Source organism: Prosthecobacter sp. (assembly GCF_049294395.1).
In the GTDB taxonomy this organism is placed as follows: Bacteria; Verrucomicrobiota; Verrucomicrobiia; order Verrucomicrobiales; family Verrucomicrobiaceae; genus Prosthecobacter.
The window spans coordinates 1-16,736 of sequence record NZ_JBAQCR010000319.1 but is presented as its reverse complement, the minus strand read 5'-3'; the positions used below and the strand labels follow the sequence as shown (position 1 = coordinate 16,736).

Annotated in this window: 16 protein-coding genes; 5 read left to right on the top strand and 11 right to left on the bottom strand. The window is 59.7% G+C overall.

Annotation, left to right across the window (positions count from 1 at the left end):
• Positions 1-124: 124 nt before the first annotated feature.
• Positions 125-820 (top strand): pseudouridine synthase, encoded by a 696-nt coding sequence (locus WAW39_RS21205; protein ID WP_422321160.1) that lies wholly within the window; start codon positions 125-127, stop codon positions 818-820.
• A 140-nt stretch (positions 821-960) separates the two neighbouring features.
• Here the strand turns inward: WAW39_RS21205 and WAW39_RS21200 are convergent, their stop codons facing one another.
• Positions 961-1,539: a hypothetical protein gene (locus tag WAW39_RS21200; protein ID WP_422321159.1), complete on the bottom strand. Its 579-nt coding sequence runs from the start codon at positions 1,537-1,539 to the stop codon at positions 961-963.
• A 133-nt stretch (positions 1,540-1,672) separates the two neighbouring features.
• Here WAW39_RS21200 and WAW39_RS21195 point away from each other — a divergent pair, with 133 nt between their 5' ends.
• Entirely contained in the window at positions 1,673-2,362 is a 690-nt protein-coding gene (locus WAW39_RS21195; RefSeq protein ID WP_422321158.1) for a YceH family protein, read from the top strand.
• Positions 2,363-2,365: 3 nt separating this feature from the next.
• Here the strand turns inward: WAW39_RS21195 and WAW39_RS21190 are convergent, their stop codons facing one another.
• The 3 genes from WAW39_RS21190 to WAW39_RS21180 all read right to left on the bottom strand — a co-directional run bounded on the left by WAW39_RS21190 (position 2,366) and on the right by WAW39_RS21180 (position 7,229).
• On the bottom strand, positions 2,366-3,916 hold the full coding sequence (locus WAW39_RS21190; RefSeq protein ID WP_422321157.1) for a PDZ domain-containing protein: 1,551 nt from the start codon (positions 3,914-3,916) through the stop codon (positions 2,366-2,368).
• Positions 3,917-3,957: 41 nt separating this feature from the next.
• On the bottom strand, positions 3,958-5,460 hold the full coding sequence (locus WAW39_RS21185) for a PDZ domain-containing protein (RefSeq protein ID WP_422321156.1): 1,503 nt from the start codon (positions 5,458-5,460) through the stop codon (positions 3,958-3,960).
• Positions 5,461-5,546: 86 nt separating this feature from the next.
• Entirely contained in the window at positions 5,547-7,229 is a 1,683-nt protein-coding gene (locus WAW39_RS21180; RefSeq protein ID WP_422321155.1) for a sialate O-acetylesterase, read from the bottom strand.
• Between the two features lie 139 nt (positions 7,230-7,368).
• Here WAW39_RS21180 and WAW39_RS21175 point away from each other — a divergent pair, with 139 nt between their 5' ends.
• Complete coding sequence (locus tag WAW39_RS21175; protein ID WP_422321154.1) at positions 7,369-7,866, top strand: hypothetical protein; 498 nt, start codon at positions 7,369-7,371, stop codon at positions 7,864-7,866.
• The gene (locus WAW39_RS21170) at positions 7,863-9,503 is read left to right on the top strand and encodes a peptide ABC transporter substrate-binding protein (protein WP_422321153.1); all 1,641 of its coding nucleotides are present in this window, start codon (positions 7,863-7,865) and stop codon (positions 9,501-9,503) included. Before WAW39_RS21175 ends, WAW39_RS21170 begins: the two co-directional genes overlap by 4 nt.
• On the opposite strand, the gene WAW39_RS21165 is transcribed toward WAW39_RS21170, so the two are convergent.
• The 7 genes from WAW39_RS21165 to WAW39_RS21135 all read right to left on the bottom strand — a co-directional run bounded on the left by WAW39_RS21165 (position 9,504) and on the right by WAW39_RS21135 (position 16,264).
• Complete coding sequence (locus WAW39_RS21165) at positions 9,504-11,072, bottom strand: hypothetical protein (protein WP_422321152.1); 1,569 nt, start codon at positions 11,070-11,072, stop codon at positions 9,504-9,506.
• Between the two features lie 64 nt (positions 11,073-11,136).
• Positions 11,137-11,784, bottom strand: coding sequence for a hypothetical protein (locus WAW39_RS21160; RefSeq protein WP_422321151.1), 648 nt, complete (start codon positions 11,782-11,784; stop codon positions 11,137-11,139).
• Between the two features lie 17 nt (positions 11,785-11,801).
• Positions 11,802-13,061: a beta-ketoacyl-[acyl-carrier-protein] synthase family protein gene (locus tag WAW39_RS21155; RefSeq protein WP_422321150.1), complete on the bottom strand. Its 1,260-nt coding sequence runs from the start codon at positions 13,059-13,061 to the stop codon at positions 11,802-11,804.
• Positions 13,058-13,414 (bottom strand): phosphopantetheine-binding protein, encoded by a 357-nt coding sequence (locus tag WAW39_RS21150; RefSeq protein WP_422321149.1) that lies wholly within the window; start codon positions 13,412-13,414, stop codon positions 13,058-13,060. Before WAW39_RS21150 ends, WAW39_RS21155 begins: the two co-directional genes overlap by 4 nt.
• 183 nt (positions 13,415-13,597) lie before the next feature.
• Positions 13,598-14,773 (bottom strand): FAD-dependent oxidoreductase, encoded by a 1,176-nt coding sequence (locus WAW39_RS21145; RefSeq protein WP_422321148.1) that lies wholly within the window; start codon positions 14,771-14,773, stop codon positions 13,598-13,600.
• A 17-nt stretch (positions 14,774-14,790) separates the two neighbouring features.
• The gene (locus WAW39_RS21140) at positions 14,791-15,948 is read right to left on the bottom strand and encodes a type III polyketide synthase (RefSeq protein ID WP_422321147.1); all 1,158 of its coding nucleotides are present in this window, start codon (positions 15,946-15,948) and stop codon (positions 14,791-14,793) included.
• 52 nt (positions 15,949-16,000) lie between these two features.
• The gene (locus tag WAW39_RS21135) at positions 16,001-16,264 is read right to left on the bottom strand and encodes a hypothetical protein (RefSeq protein WP_422321146.1); all 264 of its coding nucleotides are present in this window, start codon (positions 16,262-16,264) and stop codon (positions 16,001-16,003) included.
• A gap of 229 nt (positions 16,265-16,493) precedes the next feature.
• On the opposite strand from WAW39_RS21135, the gene WAW39_RS21130 reads away from it, so the two are divergent.
• Positions 16,494-16,736, top strand: a 243-nt coding sequence (locus WAW39_RS21130; RefSeq protein ID WP_422321145.1) for a DUF434 domain-containing protein, incomplete at its 3' end; no start/stop codon positions are given.

The window sequence follows — 16,736 nt, the reverse complement described above, 5'->3', positions numbered from 1 at the left end:
TTCCAAGACACCCGCCATCCAGAACCGGCTAAAGCCGGGACTACAATACTCAGAGAGCCGCTCACTTCCCACATGACATCCCGCCCCGAGCAGCGACCCTCCGCCCCTTTCTATCCCACCCCACATGCGCCGCCTCGATCAACTGCTCTCTGCCCTCGGTTACTGCTCACGCCGGGAGGCGATGGCGTTTGTCAAAGAGGGCCGGGTGAAGCTGGGCGGCGTGGTGGTGAAGCGTTCGGATCAGCGGGTGGATTCCGCGCTGATCACGGTGGATGACGAACCGCTGGAAGCTCCCGATGGCCTGCTGGCCATGCTGCACAAGCCGGTGGGCTATTCCTGCACGCACAGCGAGGAGGAAGGCCAGAACATCTATGAGCTGCTGCCTTCCCACTGGCCGGAGCGCAATCCGGCGGTGACGAGTGTGGGACGTCTCGACAAAGACACAAGCGGGCTGCTGCTCGTCACGGACATCGGCAGCCTTGTGCATCGCTACACTTCGCCGAAATCAGACATCGAGAAGACGTATCTCGTGGAAGTGGATCGAGAACTCGATCCCGCGCTCATCGACATCTTTGCCAAAGGCGATCTGATGCTCCGAAGCGAAGAGAAGCCCTGCCTGCCTGCGAAATTGGAAATCGTGTCCAGCCAAAGCGCCCGTCTCACGATCACCGAAGGCCGCTACCATCAGGTGCGCCGCATGTTTGCCAGCCAGGGCTGGCATGTGGAAAATCTGCACCGCGAACGCTTCGGGCCGTATGTGCTCGGTGATCTCGCGGAGGGTGAGTGGCAGATGCTTTCTCTGGACCAAGTGGTGCGCTGAGTTCGTACACGGCATCCTTTCAATGAGGCGCGCTTTTCCAGTGTTGAGCTTCGGCCCTGTGAACGCGCCAGCAGACAAAAAAACAGCGCCCAAGAAACCTTGAGCGCTGCGTGAGAGCTGCTGAGAATGGCGAAGTCGGATCAATGATGATGGCCACCCATATGGCCGCCGCCACCACCGAAGCTATGGCCACCGCCACCAAAGCTGTGGCCACCACCAAAGCTGCGACTGCCACCGCCGAAGCTATGACCGCCACCTAAGCCGCCCAAAGAGCCGCTATGCATGGAGTGGCCGCCGAAAGGAGAGCCGCCTAAGTTGTGGCTGGCAAAGCTGTGGTTGCCGAACGAAGAGCCGCCGAAGCTACGACCCAAGGGCGACAGATTGGTGCGTCCCAGAAACGGAGAGCTGTAGTGGCCCCTGTTGTAACCGACATTCCCGAAGTTGCCGAAGCTGCCAAAGGACCGGAAGGGGCTGGAGTAGTAGTTGCGGTTGTAGCTGCTATAAGCGTAGGGTCTGGAATAGCCGCCATAGTAACCGCCGAGGCCACCCAAGCCGAGCAGAGGACTTGAATAGTAGTTATTGTTGTAATAGCTGCGGCCATAACCGCCGTAGCCACCGTACCCCCCGTAGCCATAGCCGGGATACCCGTATATGTCGCATGAGGAGAGTGATAGAGCAGCGAAGACTGCGCCGCACAGGAGGATAAGTTTCGTTTTCATGACATAGAATTCGACGCCCCCCGGAGAGATGTATTCAGAAATATATTCGCATTCCTTGAAAACCAACCCCGACCGGATGTTGAACGCAGCCTGCAGCCGTGGATGTTGACCGCTTTTCCCAAGCTATTTTCACATGTCCGCCGAATCCGTCACTCCTGCCATCCTGTTCACTCTCACGCCCGAAGCCGCCCGGGTGATGGGTTGTTTGATCGAAAAAGAAATCACGCTGCCGGACTACTATCCGATGACGCTGAATGCGCTGGTCACCGCCTGCAATCAGACCACGAACCGTGACCCCATCGTACGCTATGACGAACGCACCGTGCTGCGGGCGCTGGAGTCGATGAAAACCCACGGTTATGTTTTTGAAGTCAACATCGTGGGTGGCCGCACCCTGAAGTATCGGCACAACTTGAAGGGCAAGCTGCCGGGCCTGGAACGCCCCCACATGGCGCTGCTGTGCATGCTGATGCTGCGCGGATCCCAAACGGCAGGCGAGCTGCGCCAGCGCACCGAGCGCTTGTTTGAATTCCCGGACATGCCCAGCGTGGAGAACGCACTGGCGGAGCTGATCGGCTACAACGAAGGCCCGCTGGTGCAGTGCATTCCCGCAGGCCCGGGACAGCGTGTGGCGCAGTTCATGCATCTGCTGTGTGGCGAGGTGGCAGGCGCAGCGGCTGCCACTCTCTCCGCTCATGCACCGGCAGCACCGGTGGTGGAAGACTCATCTGATGCGGACTGGCGTGCGAAGATGGAGGCGGAGATCACCCTTCTGAAGGCGCAGGTGTCGCGCCTTCAGACACTGATCGGTGCGGTGAAGTAAGCCTCACTCCAGCCGCATCAGGCTGCCGATGCGATAGGCACCGCCGAGCAGGCGCTTGTTGTCATTGGCTGCAGTGGCGGTGTCGAGGTAGAGGATGTGCGGGAAGTCATTGAGCTCGATGACATGCGTGGTGTCCTTCACGCTTTTGAAGGCTTCATCGAGATCATTGAGATCTTTGATGGCCTTGCCGTTCACCTTGTTGACCACCTGCCCGCCGAGCTTGTCATAGCCCTGGGCGCTGGGAGTGGGGAGCACGAGACTGAGGAAGACGAGCTTTTTGCGGCCTTCCTCCTCATACTTGTCAGGATGTGAGGCGACGCGAGAGAGGCGCAGAATGGCACCACCGCGCTGTTCGTCTCCAAAGGCGTCGAGATACGGATGGGACAGCTCCTGAAACAGCAGCCCTCCCATGAGCACATAACGCGGGCCTTTGTCGAACAGATAGGGCAGGACGAGAAAGTCATCGGGCTTGCGGCGGGTGAGCTCTCCCTTGAGCGTGACTTCCTTGCCTTCGCGAATCACCTGGATCTCGACCTTGTCACCCACATAGGCGCGACCACGCACCAGATGGCTGGAACTGAGGGCGCCGAACTGCGGGTCCCTGTAATCTCCACGTGAATCAATACCGAAGCCGTTGATGGCCACCAGGATATCGCCCTTCTTCATGCCGGCCTTTTCAGCCGAGCCGCCCTTCATGACCATGCTGATGAGCACACCTGGAGCATCGGGCTTGAGACCAAGGAATTCGCGGAACTGCTCGTCCAGCGTGGTCTGCAGCTCCATGCCGAGGCTGGGGAAGCCTTCATAGCTGCCGTCCGCCACGTCTTTGAGAAAGTGCTCGATGATTGGCGCAGGCAGAATGGTGGTGACCTGGTTCTTGGAGTCGTAGCTCAGCAGCAAACCGACGAGCTTGCCGCTTTTCACCACAGGAAGGGTGAAGCTGTTGGCTTCGCTTCGAACGATGTTGTTGGCCTCATAGACGAGGAAGCCGGAGCCTTCGACATTGTAGCGGCGGGTCATCACCTTGCTGATTCTCAGCTCGCTTTTGATCAGCTCACCGACGCGGCCGGTCTGCAGAATGTCCACCTTGTCATCAATGCGCGTGCTGGTGTCCACCGCCATGGGCTTGAGACCGGCAAAGAAGGCCTTCTGCTTGTCGGAGGGCGCTGATTCCAGCAGGGCCAGATTGGCTTCATAATCCACCGCCACGACCTTGGCTGAAATCTTCTGGCCTTTCTCCGGCAGCTCGAGCTCGATGTAAGTGGCGTCCGCCACCATCTGCCCGGTGACGAGCACGCGGTTGCCAGCAAGCACGACACCGAGTCCACGCCGGCTCGAAGGCGATTCCTTCTGCCAGGGCAGATGCAGGCTGTAGGGCTGGGAGGTGGCGTTCACCCGCACCAGCGAGTTGTTTTGCACGACCTGCTGCGGAGCAGAGCCCGCCTCTGCCACCGCAGGGGCACGCTTCTTTTTGGGGGCTTCTGTCTCGGGCGTCTGCGCCGACAAAGTGGCGGCACCGAGTGCAAGGAAGAGGAAAATCGGGGAGAACTTCATGGATGCGTCGAGGCTGAAAGGTTCAAAGTCGGATCACGCGGCTATTCGTCGCCAAGATAGGAGTCTTCGAGGATGTTGTAGGTCTCCATGATGCGTTTGTGGGCGGCCTCGGCGAGTTCACGCTTGAGCACCAGCGGGCGGTTTTTTTCCAGCAGCACGATCTCGATGAAGGGCTTGTCCTTTTTGGCCAGAGCCGTCTCCACATCCTTGAGTGTTTTGATTTTCACGCCGTTGATCTCATCCACAATGCTGTGCGCGTAAGGCGTGATCCAGGTGTTCACTTCATCCGGCAGCACGTTTGTCAGCACGACGGGCTCGGGGCGCTCAACGTAGAGCTTGTCGGTCAGGAAGTTGTCGAAGACGTAATTGACCGTGTCGTCGCGCATTTGATGGGCATCCATCAGGTTGCGATCCAGCGGCTGAAACACGAGGCCGGCGTTGACGATGTAGCGTGGGCGCTGGTTGTACTGGGCGCCGAGGCGGACATAGGGATCAAAGCGTTTCAGAGTCACCGTGGACTCCAGCTTTTTGCCATCGCGCATGTACTTCAGCTTGATGGTGTCACCTGCGAACTTGCGCTCGACGATTTCATTCATGTCCATCAGCTCGCCTTCGAAGCGCACGAGGCCGTTGTTCATCACCGGGTTGTCATCAATGCTCAGAATGACGTCGCCGATTTTCAGCAGATCGCCCACGCTGCCCTGGGGCTCGACATCTCCGACCATCACGCCGACCCCATCACTGCCGGTGCCGAGCGCCTTGGCCTGGGCTGGATTTTCAATGGGGAAATCGCTGGCGGCGAGATCCACATAGTGATCGTAGCGACCGTCTTCGATGTCCTTGAGGAAGCGCTTGATGACCGGCACCGGAATCATGTAGCCGACGTTTTGCGCCACGCGGCCGCTGAAGCCCTGAAAGGCCACTCCGACGACTTTGCCCGTCTGCATCACTGGACCGCCGGAGTTGCCGGGATTGATGGCGGCATCCACCTGAATCGCGAGATGAGAGTCCACGCTGGTATGGCTGTAAGGGCGGAAGTCGATGCGTGAAACCACGCCGCGTGTCACAGAGATGCGGTCACCACCGATGGGATAGCCGATGGCAATCACCTCGGTGTTAAGCTGGGGAATGCCGCCGAAGTCGAGCGGCTTGAGCTTTTCAAAGTGGCTGCTGTCCTCGGCTTCGATCAAGGCGAGGTCACAATCATGCGCAATGTGGACGATCCTGGCGGGATGCGGCTCGGGATCGTTGGTGGTACGGATCAGAATGCGCGTGGCATTGCTGACGACGTGCGCATTGGTCAGGAAACGGTTTTTGCCAATGAGGAATCCGGTGCCGCTGCCACCGCTGGGCTGGCCAGCGTTCCATGGCTCACGGTAGTCGGGGACCAGCACTGAAACATCGATGTTGACGATGCCTTCCCATGCTCCCGAAGTTGTGTCGATGGCCGGATTCGCCGCGGGAGGAACCGGAGCGGGTTGCGCGCAAAGGGCTGAAGGAAGCAGAACCAGGGCGAGAAAAGGCAGAAGCGGTCGGATGTTCATGCGGGTGACGTGAAGTCACAAACATACGCGGTCCGCCGCTTCTAACACAAGTTTGCTGAAGAAATAATCTCCGCGCAAACCAGCGCCTATTTTTTCCCGGCGTTTTTCTTAGCTTCGATGGCCTTCTGCTGTTCTGCCTGAATTTTTCTGAGCTTCGCGATCTCTTCCCTTTGCCTGGCGTTCTGGGCCTCGAGGCTGTTGGGATTGGCTGGGTCCGTGATCATTGGAAAGTCGTCCGTACGGAAGGGCGTCACGGGCAGGCCTTCGGCGGAATAGACATTGCAGACGGGATTGTCAGCCCAGGCGTAGCGGACTGCCACGGGTTTGGCGATGCCCTCGGCGCTCACTTCGATCTGGTTGGTGCCTTTCTTCGAACCGCCGATGATGCTGGCCTTGGCCCAGACCCACTTCTTGTCCTCACCGCAGATCATGAAGCCTTTGACCTCATCCGTATCGACCGTGCGCAGGCCCTGCGGAGCGTAATCAAAAGTCAGCAGCGCTTTGCCACCGTCAAACTTCGCGTCTTTGATCTCAGGGCTGCGGTAGGGCAGCTTCTGGCCGTAATCGTTCACCAGCGCCCAGCGGGCGAGGCGCTCGGCCACATCGCGCTTGTTTTTGGGATGGATGTCGTTGGCTTCACCGAGGTCGGTGATGACGCACTGGCCGGTTTTGGGCAGCTTGCTCATCGTGCGGGTCTGGGCTTCGCGCAGCTCAGCCCAGTCGCTTTCGACCGGCTCGGTCTGGTAGGGCTTGAAGTCGGCCAGCTGCACCCAGTAGAAGGGGAAATCTCCCTGCTGCCATTCTTTGCGCCAATGCTCGATCATGAAGGGGAACAGCTCGCCGTATTCCTTCGCGCGGCTGGCATTGGACTCGCCCTGGTACCAGATGACGCCTTTGATGCCGTAGCCAATCGTCGGGTGCAGCACACCTGCATAAAGGTTGCCCGGGCGATGCTGGCCGGTCAGCGGATTCTGCGGCGCACGTGGTGCCTGCGCGGTGAACAATGTCTTGGCTTTGGCAGCTTCTGTGCGGGCTTTGGCCCAGGCATCCACTTTGGCTTTGTGATCGGCCACCTGCTTGTCGAAGGCTTCCTTCGTGAAGGTGGACTCGGTCTGTTTCCAGCGGGCGATGATCGAGGCAAAGCGCGGGTCTTTTTCCAGCACGTCACGTTTCACCCAGGCTTCGCAGGCGCTGCCGCCCCAGGCATTGTCAATGAGGCCGACGGGAACGCCGAGCATCTCATGCAGCACGCGGCCGAAGTGATAGCCCACAGCGGTGAACTGCCCGGCATTGGCGGGGCTGCATTCCTCCCACTGGCCTTTGAAGTCGTCCTGGATCTCCTGTGTGCCGACCTGCGGCACCGAGATGAGGCGGATCTGCGGGAACTTCGCCTGCGCGATGTCGAGGTCCGCATCCCAGACGCTGGAAAGATTGAAGCCCATGTTGGACTGGCCGGAGCAGATCCACACCTCGCCCACGAGAACGTTTTTCAGCTCCTTGGTGCTGCTGCCTTTGATGGTGATCGTCGCTGGCTTGGCATTCGCCGGCACTGCATCCAGCTTCACGGTCCATTTGCCATCCGCGCCAGCCTTGGCGGTCTTGGTCTGGCCGGCAAAGGTCACGGTGACCTCGGTGCCGGGGGCGTCCCAGCCCCAGACGGGATTCGCCTGCTTCTGCTGCAGCACCATGTTGTCGCCAATGATGGCGGGGAGTTTCAATTCCGCGCGGGCGGTGACGGCAAGGAGGGTGAGAAGGCAGAGGATGCGCATGGGCTGGAAAAAAGCTGGGCGTTGGGAACGCTGCATGCAGGCAAATCATTGCAGCCTGATGCAAGGAATGTGCTGCGGACAGTCGCAACCGTGTGCTAGCTTTTCGCGTGATTCGTTTCGTCTATGCCATCGCGTTTTTATGTCAAAAGCCCGTTCCGACCAGATTTTTCTCATTTGCATATTCGCATTCTCATCGGTGTTTATGAATTGGGTGTGGCTGCATGGGGTTATGGATGCCCGATCATTCAAAAATAAGGGTACACCTGCCATAGCCATCGTACTCGAATTGCGCGGCGTGCGAAACGGAGGCAAAGCAGGCACTTATTATCGCTACCTGTTGGACCTAGACGGTCGCCGCTTTGAAAAAGATCTGATTAACAGAAGGCTCGAGCTTGGAAAGCGCTATGCTGTGCTCATATCATCAAGCGATCCTGACGATTTTGTAATCGGCACTCCGCAAGACTCGATCTTGAGCATCAATGCGAGCAAGGAGGGTGGAGGATTGTGGGGATGGTTGGTAGTTGTTATGCTGCCGATCATAGGAGCCATGTCTGTGATCATGACGGTATGGAGCGTTGCCGCGCTGCGGAATCAGAAACAGCTCAGATACATCTATGCCCCCTTCAAACGGTCGTGAACCTCAGCCGCTTCACCATTGATCTTTCTACTGCGGCAGATCCCAACCCTGTGCTAGCTTTTCGAGTGATTCGTTTCGCCCTTGCCGCCGCACTTCTGCTCACCCTCGCCGCCTGCGGCAAATCGCGGCCGCGTGCAGACCTCGTCTTTATCAACGGCGCCGAGCCGGAGAGCATTGATCCGCACGTCGTCACGGATCAAGTGGGCATGCGCATCGCCTCGGCCTTGTTTGAGGGGCTTTGCCGCATTGATGAGGCGGGGAAACCGCAGCCCGGCATGGCCGAGCGCTGGGAGATGACACCGGACCGCAAGACCTACACCTTTCATCTGCGCCCGAACACAAAGTGGAGCGATGGCGCACCGCTCACCACGCAGGATTTCCTCTATTCCTGGAAGCGCGTGCTGACGCCCGAGTTCGGCGCTGATTATGCCGGCCAGCTTTACGTCATCAAAAACGCGCGCGCTTACCACGAAGGGACGCTCAAGGACTTCGCGCAGGTGGGAGTGACGGCGCTGGATGACCGCACGCTGCGTGTCGAACTCGAAAACCCCACGCCTTATTTCATCGACCTCTGCGCCTTCACCGCGTTCTACCCGGTGCCGCAGCGCATCATTGAAGAGCACGGCACCGCGTGGATCAAACCGGGATCGCTGATCGGCAACGGCTCCTACACGCTGGAAGACTGGCTGCTGGACGACCGCATCGTGCTGCGCCGCAACGAGGGCTATTGGGACGCCGCCAATGTGCCGATGAAGAGCATCGAAATCCTGCCCATCTCGGAGCCGAACACAGCGATCAATTACTTCCTCACGGGCCAGGCGGATCTCATCATGGACAAGGGGATGGTGCCCACCTCGCTGACGGTCAAACTCAAGCAGCAGTCCTACTTTCACACGGGTCCCTTTCTGGGAAGCTACTTCACCCGTTTCAACGTCAACCGTGCGCCGTTTGACAATCCGAAGATCCGGCTGGCCTTCTCGCTGGCGATTGATCGCAAGCGCGTGACCGAAAAGATCACCCAGCTGGGCGAACGCAACGCCTTCAGCCTCACACCGCCCGGTGCCGGACAAAACTACCAGCCACCGCCCGGCCCCGAGTTTGATCCTGAACGCGCGCGCAAGCTTCTCGCGGAAGCGGGCTATCCCGGTGGCAAAGGTTTCCCGCGCGTGGAGTATCTCTACTTTCCCAAACCCGTCGAGCGCAACATCGCCGTGGAGTTGCAGGCCATGTGGCAAGAACATCTGGGAGTCAGCGTCGATCTGGCCAAGCAGGAATGGAAGATTTACCTCGCCTCGATGAAGGAGAAAAACTATCACCTCTGCCGCAGCAGCTGGGTGGGCGACTACAACGATCCCGGCACGTTTTTGGAGATGTTTCTTTCATCCAGCGGCAACAATCGTACCGGCTTCGCAAACGCTTCATACGATGCCCTTATCGCCGCAGCCGCTCGCGAAGCTGATTTGAACCAGCGTAACGTGCTGTTTCAGCAGGCTGAAAAGCTTCTCGTCACCGACGAAGCCGTCATCATCCCGATCTACCACTACGTCGGCGTCCAGTTCTTCCACGCCGACCGCCTCACAGGCGTGCAGGCGAACTTGATTGATGATCATCCCTTCCGCTGCATGCGGTGGAAGTGATCACTTCGCCACCGCCGCCACGGCGATGCCGAGTTCCACGGTTGGCTCAGCGGCGTCGTTCATCGGCGGTTCGGTGGGCGAGCCGTTGGCGGATTTGAGGTCATTTCCCACGGACCAGATCAGACCGCGTGCGAGGCTGTATTGCAGCGGAGCGCCGGTGTAGGGATCGACAGGCACGTCGAGAAGGAAGTTGAAAGTGCGCAGTTGTTCGAGGTTGGCGGGCACTGATTTCTTCTCTGCAATGCAGCGACGCACCGCAAACAAGGTGACGATCAAATTTCCGCGGGTGCGCACCTTTCCAAATTCAGCGGGCAGAGGGGTGTAGGTCTTCATGCGCTGATGGTAGTAGGCAAGACCGGCAGAGTTGGGCTGGTAGGAGGCTCCGGAGGCAGCGACGTCTTTCAGCCGCACTTCGGTGGTATGCGCCAGAGGTGCTTGCACTTCCGTTTTCATCTGACGGAATGCCGTGGCGAAATGCTGCAGGGTTTCATAGGGTTTGAAAAACAACCGGCCCGGGCGATGCAGCTGAACTCCGCCGGGCATGGTGTCGAGATTCTCGCCGCTCTTCGGGCCGAGGATGAGTTTTTTCTCATGTACGTAGAAGGCATTCATCGCGCCTTCCAGCACCTCTGCCGTGGGCTGGCAAACATTGAACTGGCGCTGAAACTGGCGCAGCGCGGCCTCTGGCAGTTTCGTCTGCCGCAGCAGATCGGCCAACGTTTGGGCGGCGAGTGTCTGTGCCTCCAGCGCGCGCTGGTAGCAGGAGGGCCAGGCCCAGATTTGCTCCAGCCGCCAGCCGAGTTCCGCGAGATCGATGGCCGCAGTGAAAGCCGCCTCTTCCTGCATGCGGCGGGAGAGATAGGCGGCCTCCGCCTGCTTGAGCACCAGAACCTGATGCCAGCGCGGATTCTCGCATGGGTCCGCGGCATGCCATGCGGCGTGCGTGGGATGCCAGTCGGCGTCCTCCAGAAGATCACGCAGATTTTCGAGAGTGGTGGCATTGGACTGCACGAAGCGCGAGAGCGTTGGCGTGTCCCACAGCCACGGCGGTTTGCCTGCGAGCTGTTTGTTTTCAAAAGGGACCAGCGCATTCAAAAACTTGCGCAGCTTGTCGGGTGTTTGAATCGCGACCGCCTGATCGACCGGCCGGTTCAAGAGCAAGTCCGTATCCAGACCCGGAGCCTGATCGTCCACATAGAGCCAGGCAATGAAAACCAACGCGAGCAAACCCATGCTCAGGATGGCCAGCGTGGACCATGAGGCCTCGCGCTCAACCGAGGGTGTGGGCCGGGGCTTCGTGACCAGCCGGGAAGGGGGTGCCTGGCGCGGCGCGGCGGGTACTTTTTCCACCTCCACTGGCGGGGGTGTTTCCACCGGTGGCTTGGGTATGGCCTTGGGCTCTTGTTGCGCAGGCCGCTTTTTCTCCTCGATGTAGCGTTTCTTCTTTCCGGGCGGCGCATCCAGCCACTCCAGATCCAGCTCCCAAGGGGACGCCCATGCGCCACCCGCTTGTCCGCGGTGCGTTGGCTTGTCTTCGGGCGTTTCTGGCGGCGTGTGGGGCCGGATCATGTGCCGCAGTATGAATGCAGTCCCGCCCCACGGCAACGGGTGTCATCGCCTCACTGACGGGCTCTCAACGCCACGCCATGAAACGACAGGCCCCAAGCGGATGACTGCTCACGCATGTCTTCCAGGTGGAATCCAGTGCGAGCGCCTCCCGCAGCTCGTCACCCCGAAATCCTGCACGAATGCTCGCCTGCATGTCATGGCGCTGCACATGATTGAGCTCCGCCAGCTCGCAAAACAACCTGCCGGAGAGGGTGTGAATCCAGTAACGGGCTGGTTCAGCTGCGATGATCAATCGTGTCACAGGAGACAGACGCGAACCCAGCAGGCGCAGTTGTTCCGTGGTGAAATGATGCAGAAACAAATTCGCGATCACGATTTCTGTGTCGGGCAGCGCCTGCGCCAGAACATCGCCACGCGTCCAGTGCGCCTCTGCGGGCCAGAGCTCCGGCCTGGGTGCCAGATCAAAAGCATGCAGCGCCGCCGCGTTGCAGCAGCCTGCTTCCATGAGCCGCAACGAAAGAGCTCCATCCCCCGCACCCAGCTCCGTGATGCGCCAGCCATCTTCACGATGACGGCGAACCATGCGCTCAATCCAGCGATGATTGCCCATGATGCCGTTGACCTGCAGCATTTCCTCACGCGCGCGGATGGCGTCGGGGTCGTTCGGCGGCAGCGTGTCGAGCAGTTCGGGCTGGAAGACACGCTCTTTCATGATTTCAGCGCCGGGGATCAAGGCTGCGAGAAAATCAGCGCCACATTCGAGCCGCCAAAGCCGCTCGAGTTGCTCATCGCGACACGCGGCGCCTGCTCGATCGGACTGGTGAGGATGTCCACGCCTTCACAGGCGGGATCCAGCTGCTGAATCTTGGCGGAGATTGGCATGAAGCCTTCCTTCAAGGCCACACAGCAGATGCCCGCCTCCAGGGCTCCTGCCAGACAGAGGCCGTGGCCAGTGAGCGCCTTGGTGCTGCTGACCTTGGGTCTGGCATCACCGGTGAAGACGGTTTTCAGCGCGCTCAGTTCGGCGATGTCGCCCGCATTCGTGGCGGTGCCGTGCGCGTTAACGTAATCGATCGCTGCAGCCTCCAGATTGGCGTCTTGCAGAGCATTGGTCATGGCACGCGCCAGTCCGCTGCCGCTTGGGTCCGGTGCCACCACATCGTAGCCATCCGAGCCCTGGCCCCAGCCCGCGACCTCGGCGTAAACCGTGGCACCGCGTGCGGCGGCATGTTCAGCCTCTTCGAGCACGAGCGTCACACCGCCACCGGTGGTGATGAAGCCATCGCGGCCTGCATCAAACGGACGTGGCGCCAAGGCAGGATCGCTTTGAGAGCTCAAGGCCCGCAGCGAAGCAAATGGCAAAACGGTGTGCAGCAGCTGGGCGTCTTCGGCACCCACGACAAACATGGTTTTCTGCCGGCCCATCCGGATCATGTCACAGGCGTGTCCGAGGGCGTGCGAGGAGGAGGCGCAGGCGCTGTTGAAGGCCAGGGTCGCGCCTCTGATGGCAAACAGGGCCGTTAAATTGAGATGCAGCGAATTCGGCATGCCCGTGATGACCACAGGCGCAGAGGTGCGAGCAGGGCCGCGTTTGATCACCGAATCCATCGCCAGATAGGTCATCCAAGGTGACCCTGCCGAAGCGCAATACAAGCCGGTCTGCGGATCTGAAACTTGTGCCGGATCGAGTCTGGCATCCGCGATGGCTTCCTGCATGGAAGCATAGGCGAACACGGCATTGGGAACCATCGTGCGGAGCTGCGCACGGCTCAGTTTCACCTGTTCGGGAAAGGTCCAGTCGAGCGGATCAGAGGTGGGGAACTCGAAGCCCTTCACCGTGCCTGCGAGCTTCACGCGGTCATTCACAGCGGCGAGTTCTGGAACAAACTCAATGCCAGACCGGGCTTCGCGCAGGCTTTCCGTCACCGCCGCACGGTTGTTGCCGATGCTGGAGATGAACCCAAGGCCAGTGACGACCACCCGCTTCATGAGGCACTCGCGCCGAATTTGGCCCGGAGGAATTTCTTCAGATCACCCAGCGTGATGATGCTGCTCAGTTCTTCTGTGGCGATCGTCAGACCGAGCACTTCTTCCGCCGTCATCACCACTTCGATCATGCCAAACGAATCCATGCCGATGTCATCGATCAGCTTCATGTCATCCGTGACCGAAGCCACACCATCCGGCCGCGGATTCGCAGCATCACGTGCCAGCACGCCGAGAATGATGGCGTCCAGCTCGTCGAGGTTCTTGGTTTCTTCAAAGCGCAGCGCGGCGGCCAATGTCTCCTCACTGCAACGTTTGAGGGATTTGGAGATTTCCTGTTTTCGGTCTTCGCTCACGGGCATGGCTGTGTTTAGTCAATTATGGTGATGGATCAACGCTTTTCAGCGCGGAAGGCCCCTAGGCAGCCGTGGCTATCCCTTGTATCGCGAAGCTAGTTTAGGGTATCCAGGCTATGGATGGCACCTTCTTGCGCCCTTTGTTCCGCCAGAGGCTGCGCGCAACAACGGTCAACGATTCGTTCAGGACCGCCGAGGCCGCAGACTGGTCAATGGAACCATTTTGAGGGTGTTGAACGGGATTGTCAGCATCGCATAAAACGATCCCATGCGTCTGGTGACGGGTTTCTGGCAGAGCAGGAACTTCAAAAGGACATCACGCAGCATCGAGAGCATTTTGCCACGCCAGGTGCCAAGCCACATGCCCCACTCGGCGCGGGTGATGGCTGTTTTGGCCGCCTTGCGGCGGAAGCGGTTGTAGGCTGGCAGCAGTTGCAGCGGATCGGCCTGACAAAGAATGGCGGCGAGAAACTCTGCGTCTGCAAACCCGGTGTTCATGCCCTGACCGCCGATGGGGCTCATGACGTGCGCGGCGTCACCACAGAGGATGATGCGCCCCTCGTAGTAGCGGTCACAATTGAATTTGCGCGGCGTGAAGGCGCTTTCACTGAGCTGATCAGCGGCGGGGACTTCGATGCCGGTACGACTTTTGATCAGCTCACTGACGAACCCTCGTGGCGGATGATCCAGATGCGTTTCAGTCTGCACAATCCAGCGCCGATGGCCGCCGGGCAGCGGGAAAGACTCCACCGCACCTGTCTCGGTGAAAAACAGGTGTGCCTCATCACCAAAACCGCTGTGGTCGGTGAAATCGCCCATGGCAAAATGGCAATCATAGACACGGCCCGGTGCCCGCATGCCGATGAACTCACGCACGCGACTGCGGCTGCCATCACACGCGATCACGAAGCGTGCCGTGAGCGTGCGTCCGCCGGCTTGCACGCTGCAGTGATCCTCCCACTGCCTCACATCACTCACTTCACAGCCGAGCTCGACGCGATCCTGCCCCAGATGCTTCTGCAGGATCGCAATGGTGATGGCCTGCGGAAGTGAAAGAATGAAGCGGTGCGCGTCCGGAATCTCCCGAAATGACACACAACCCAGTAGGTCGCGCTGGCCATGCACTAGGCAGTCGCGCACCTGCACGCCCCTGGCGACGAACTCGGCGGCGAGACCCAGCTTGTCCAGAATCTGCAACGAGGGTGGCGTGATGCCGATGGCCGCCGAGTACGCCATGGGCTCTGAACGCCGCTCCAGCACGCAGAGGCGTAGGCCCTGCTGCTTCAGCAGACAGCCCAGCAACAAGCCCACAGGCCCGCCACCCACGATGATCACATCGTAGTCTGTCGCGTTTTTCACAGTGTCATTCCCCGGTTTCATGCCACGGCTTCTGCCAGCGCGGCGGGCCCGGCTTTCTGAGCGACGGAGATCGCGGCACCGCAGCGTTCCAGCACCGCCGTTTCCACCGTGAGCCCCGGGCCAAAGGCAATGGCGCAGGTCATGGCGCGCTCGGTTTCTGCTTCTTCGAGGAAACCTTTGAGCACAAACATCACCGTCGGGCTGCTCATGTTGCCGTAGTCGCGCAGCACGCTGCGGGACATTTCCAGCGCCGTGGCAGGCAGGGCGAGCTGCTCCTCGATCTGGTCGAGAATCGCACGACCTCCGGGATGCACCGCCCACTCGTCGATGTCTTCTGGCCTGAGACCGCGTTTGTCGAGGATGCCGCCGAGCATCGCACGGATGTTGCTGCCGATGAGATTGGGCACGTAAGCCGAGAGCACCATGTTGAAACCATGGTCGCCAATGTCCCAGGCCATGTGTGCTTCGCTGGACGGCACCAGCGCCGACTGAAAGCCATGCACCCGGTAGAAGGGCCGATCATGCGCCGGTGCGCGCGCGCTGACGATGGCCGCAGCAGCACCGTCCGCGAACAGCGCATTGGCCACGATGCTCTCCGGTTTGTCGCTGACTTGCAGATGCAGGGAGCAGAGTTCAAGGCACATCACCAGCACCACGGCCTGCGGATTGGCCTCACAAAACTGCGCCGCCATGCGCAGCGCTGGAAAGGCGGCGTAGCAGCCCATGAACCCGACGGTGTAGCGCTCAACATTCTCATTGAGCCCCACATCACGAATGATGTGATAGTCCGGCCCCGGATTGGCAAAGCCAGTGCAGGAGGCGAACACCACATGCGTGATTTCGCTCTTGGCAAAGTGTGGGCACTCGGCCAGGGTCTTGTGTGCGAGTTTTACCGCGAGTTCACGCGAAGCCTTGGCATACAGGGCGTTGCGCTGGCCGGTGGTGGGAGAATTGATGGAGCCATCCGGCAATGTGTAAAACAGATCGCCGTCGTCCTTCATGAAGTCGGCGCTGGCGCTGTAGCGAGTCTCGATGCCGGTGCGGTCATAGATCATTTCGACCAGACGTTTGGCACGCGGCTCGGACACCCAGTTCTTCATGCGTTCTCGGGAAAACTCATTGCTGTAGATGTGATCCGGCGTCTCGGTGGCGATGTGATGAATGAAAGCGGGCATGATCAGGAAGGATTGTGTTTCAGGGAGACAGCGGGCATGCACCTTGATCGTATCACCCAACACGGATGAACAACAGCACAGAAGGGACCTTGATGTCGCTCTTTCTGAGTGAAAGATCGAAAGAGAGATCAAACATGGCCTTGTCACCCTGCTGCTTCCATTGGCTGACTTGGCTCATGATCGTCTGCGTTTTACCCAGCATGGAGAGTTTCAATGGGAGCGTGGAAGGTGCCGCATCTCCCTGCCGGATGGCGGCGAAGTGGGTGTCGAGCTGAGCCGATGAGCTGAGGGTGATACTCTCTGCGCCACGATTCACGCATCCACCCCATCCTTTCAAAAAATAACTGCCATTTCTCACATCCGCTCCTCCCACCCGGCACGATAACTCAGTGATCACCGACACAAAGCTCGACCCCTCTAGGAAGAGCCTGCCACAAAAGTGATTGTCAGGCGCGAGGCCCTCATCGGTCCCGCGCCTCTTTTTTTACCCGCACGAACGAACGGGCTCGGTAGAGTGACCGCCATCGGCATTCATTTTTACCAGCATGAGCAGCGCGGACAGACATCGTGGCAGGCATCCGGCGGACGAGGAACTTTTCAGCATGGAGGCAGCACCCGCCCTCCGGCAGGCGGTGGCGGAGCTCTCCTGGCTCCTGAGCCGTGGCTATGCGATGAACTCGGCCGTGAAGCTGGTGGGCGACCGGCACCAACTGCGGGAACGCCAGCGCATGGCCGCAAGCCGTGCAGCCTGCTCAGACGCGGCACGCGAGGCACGCGCACAGCAGCAC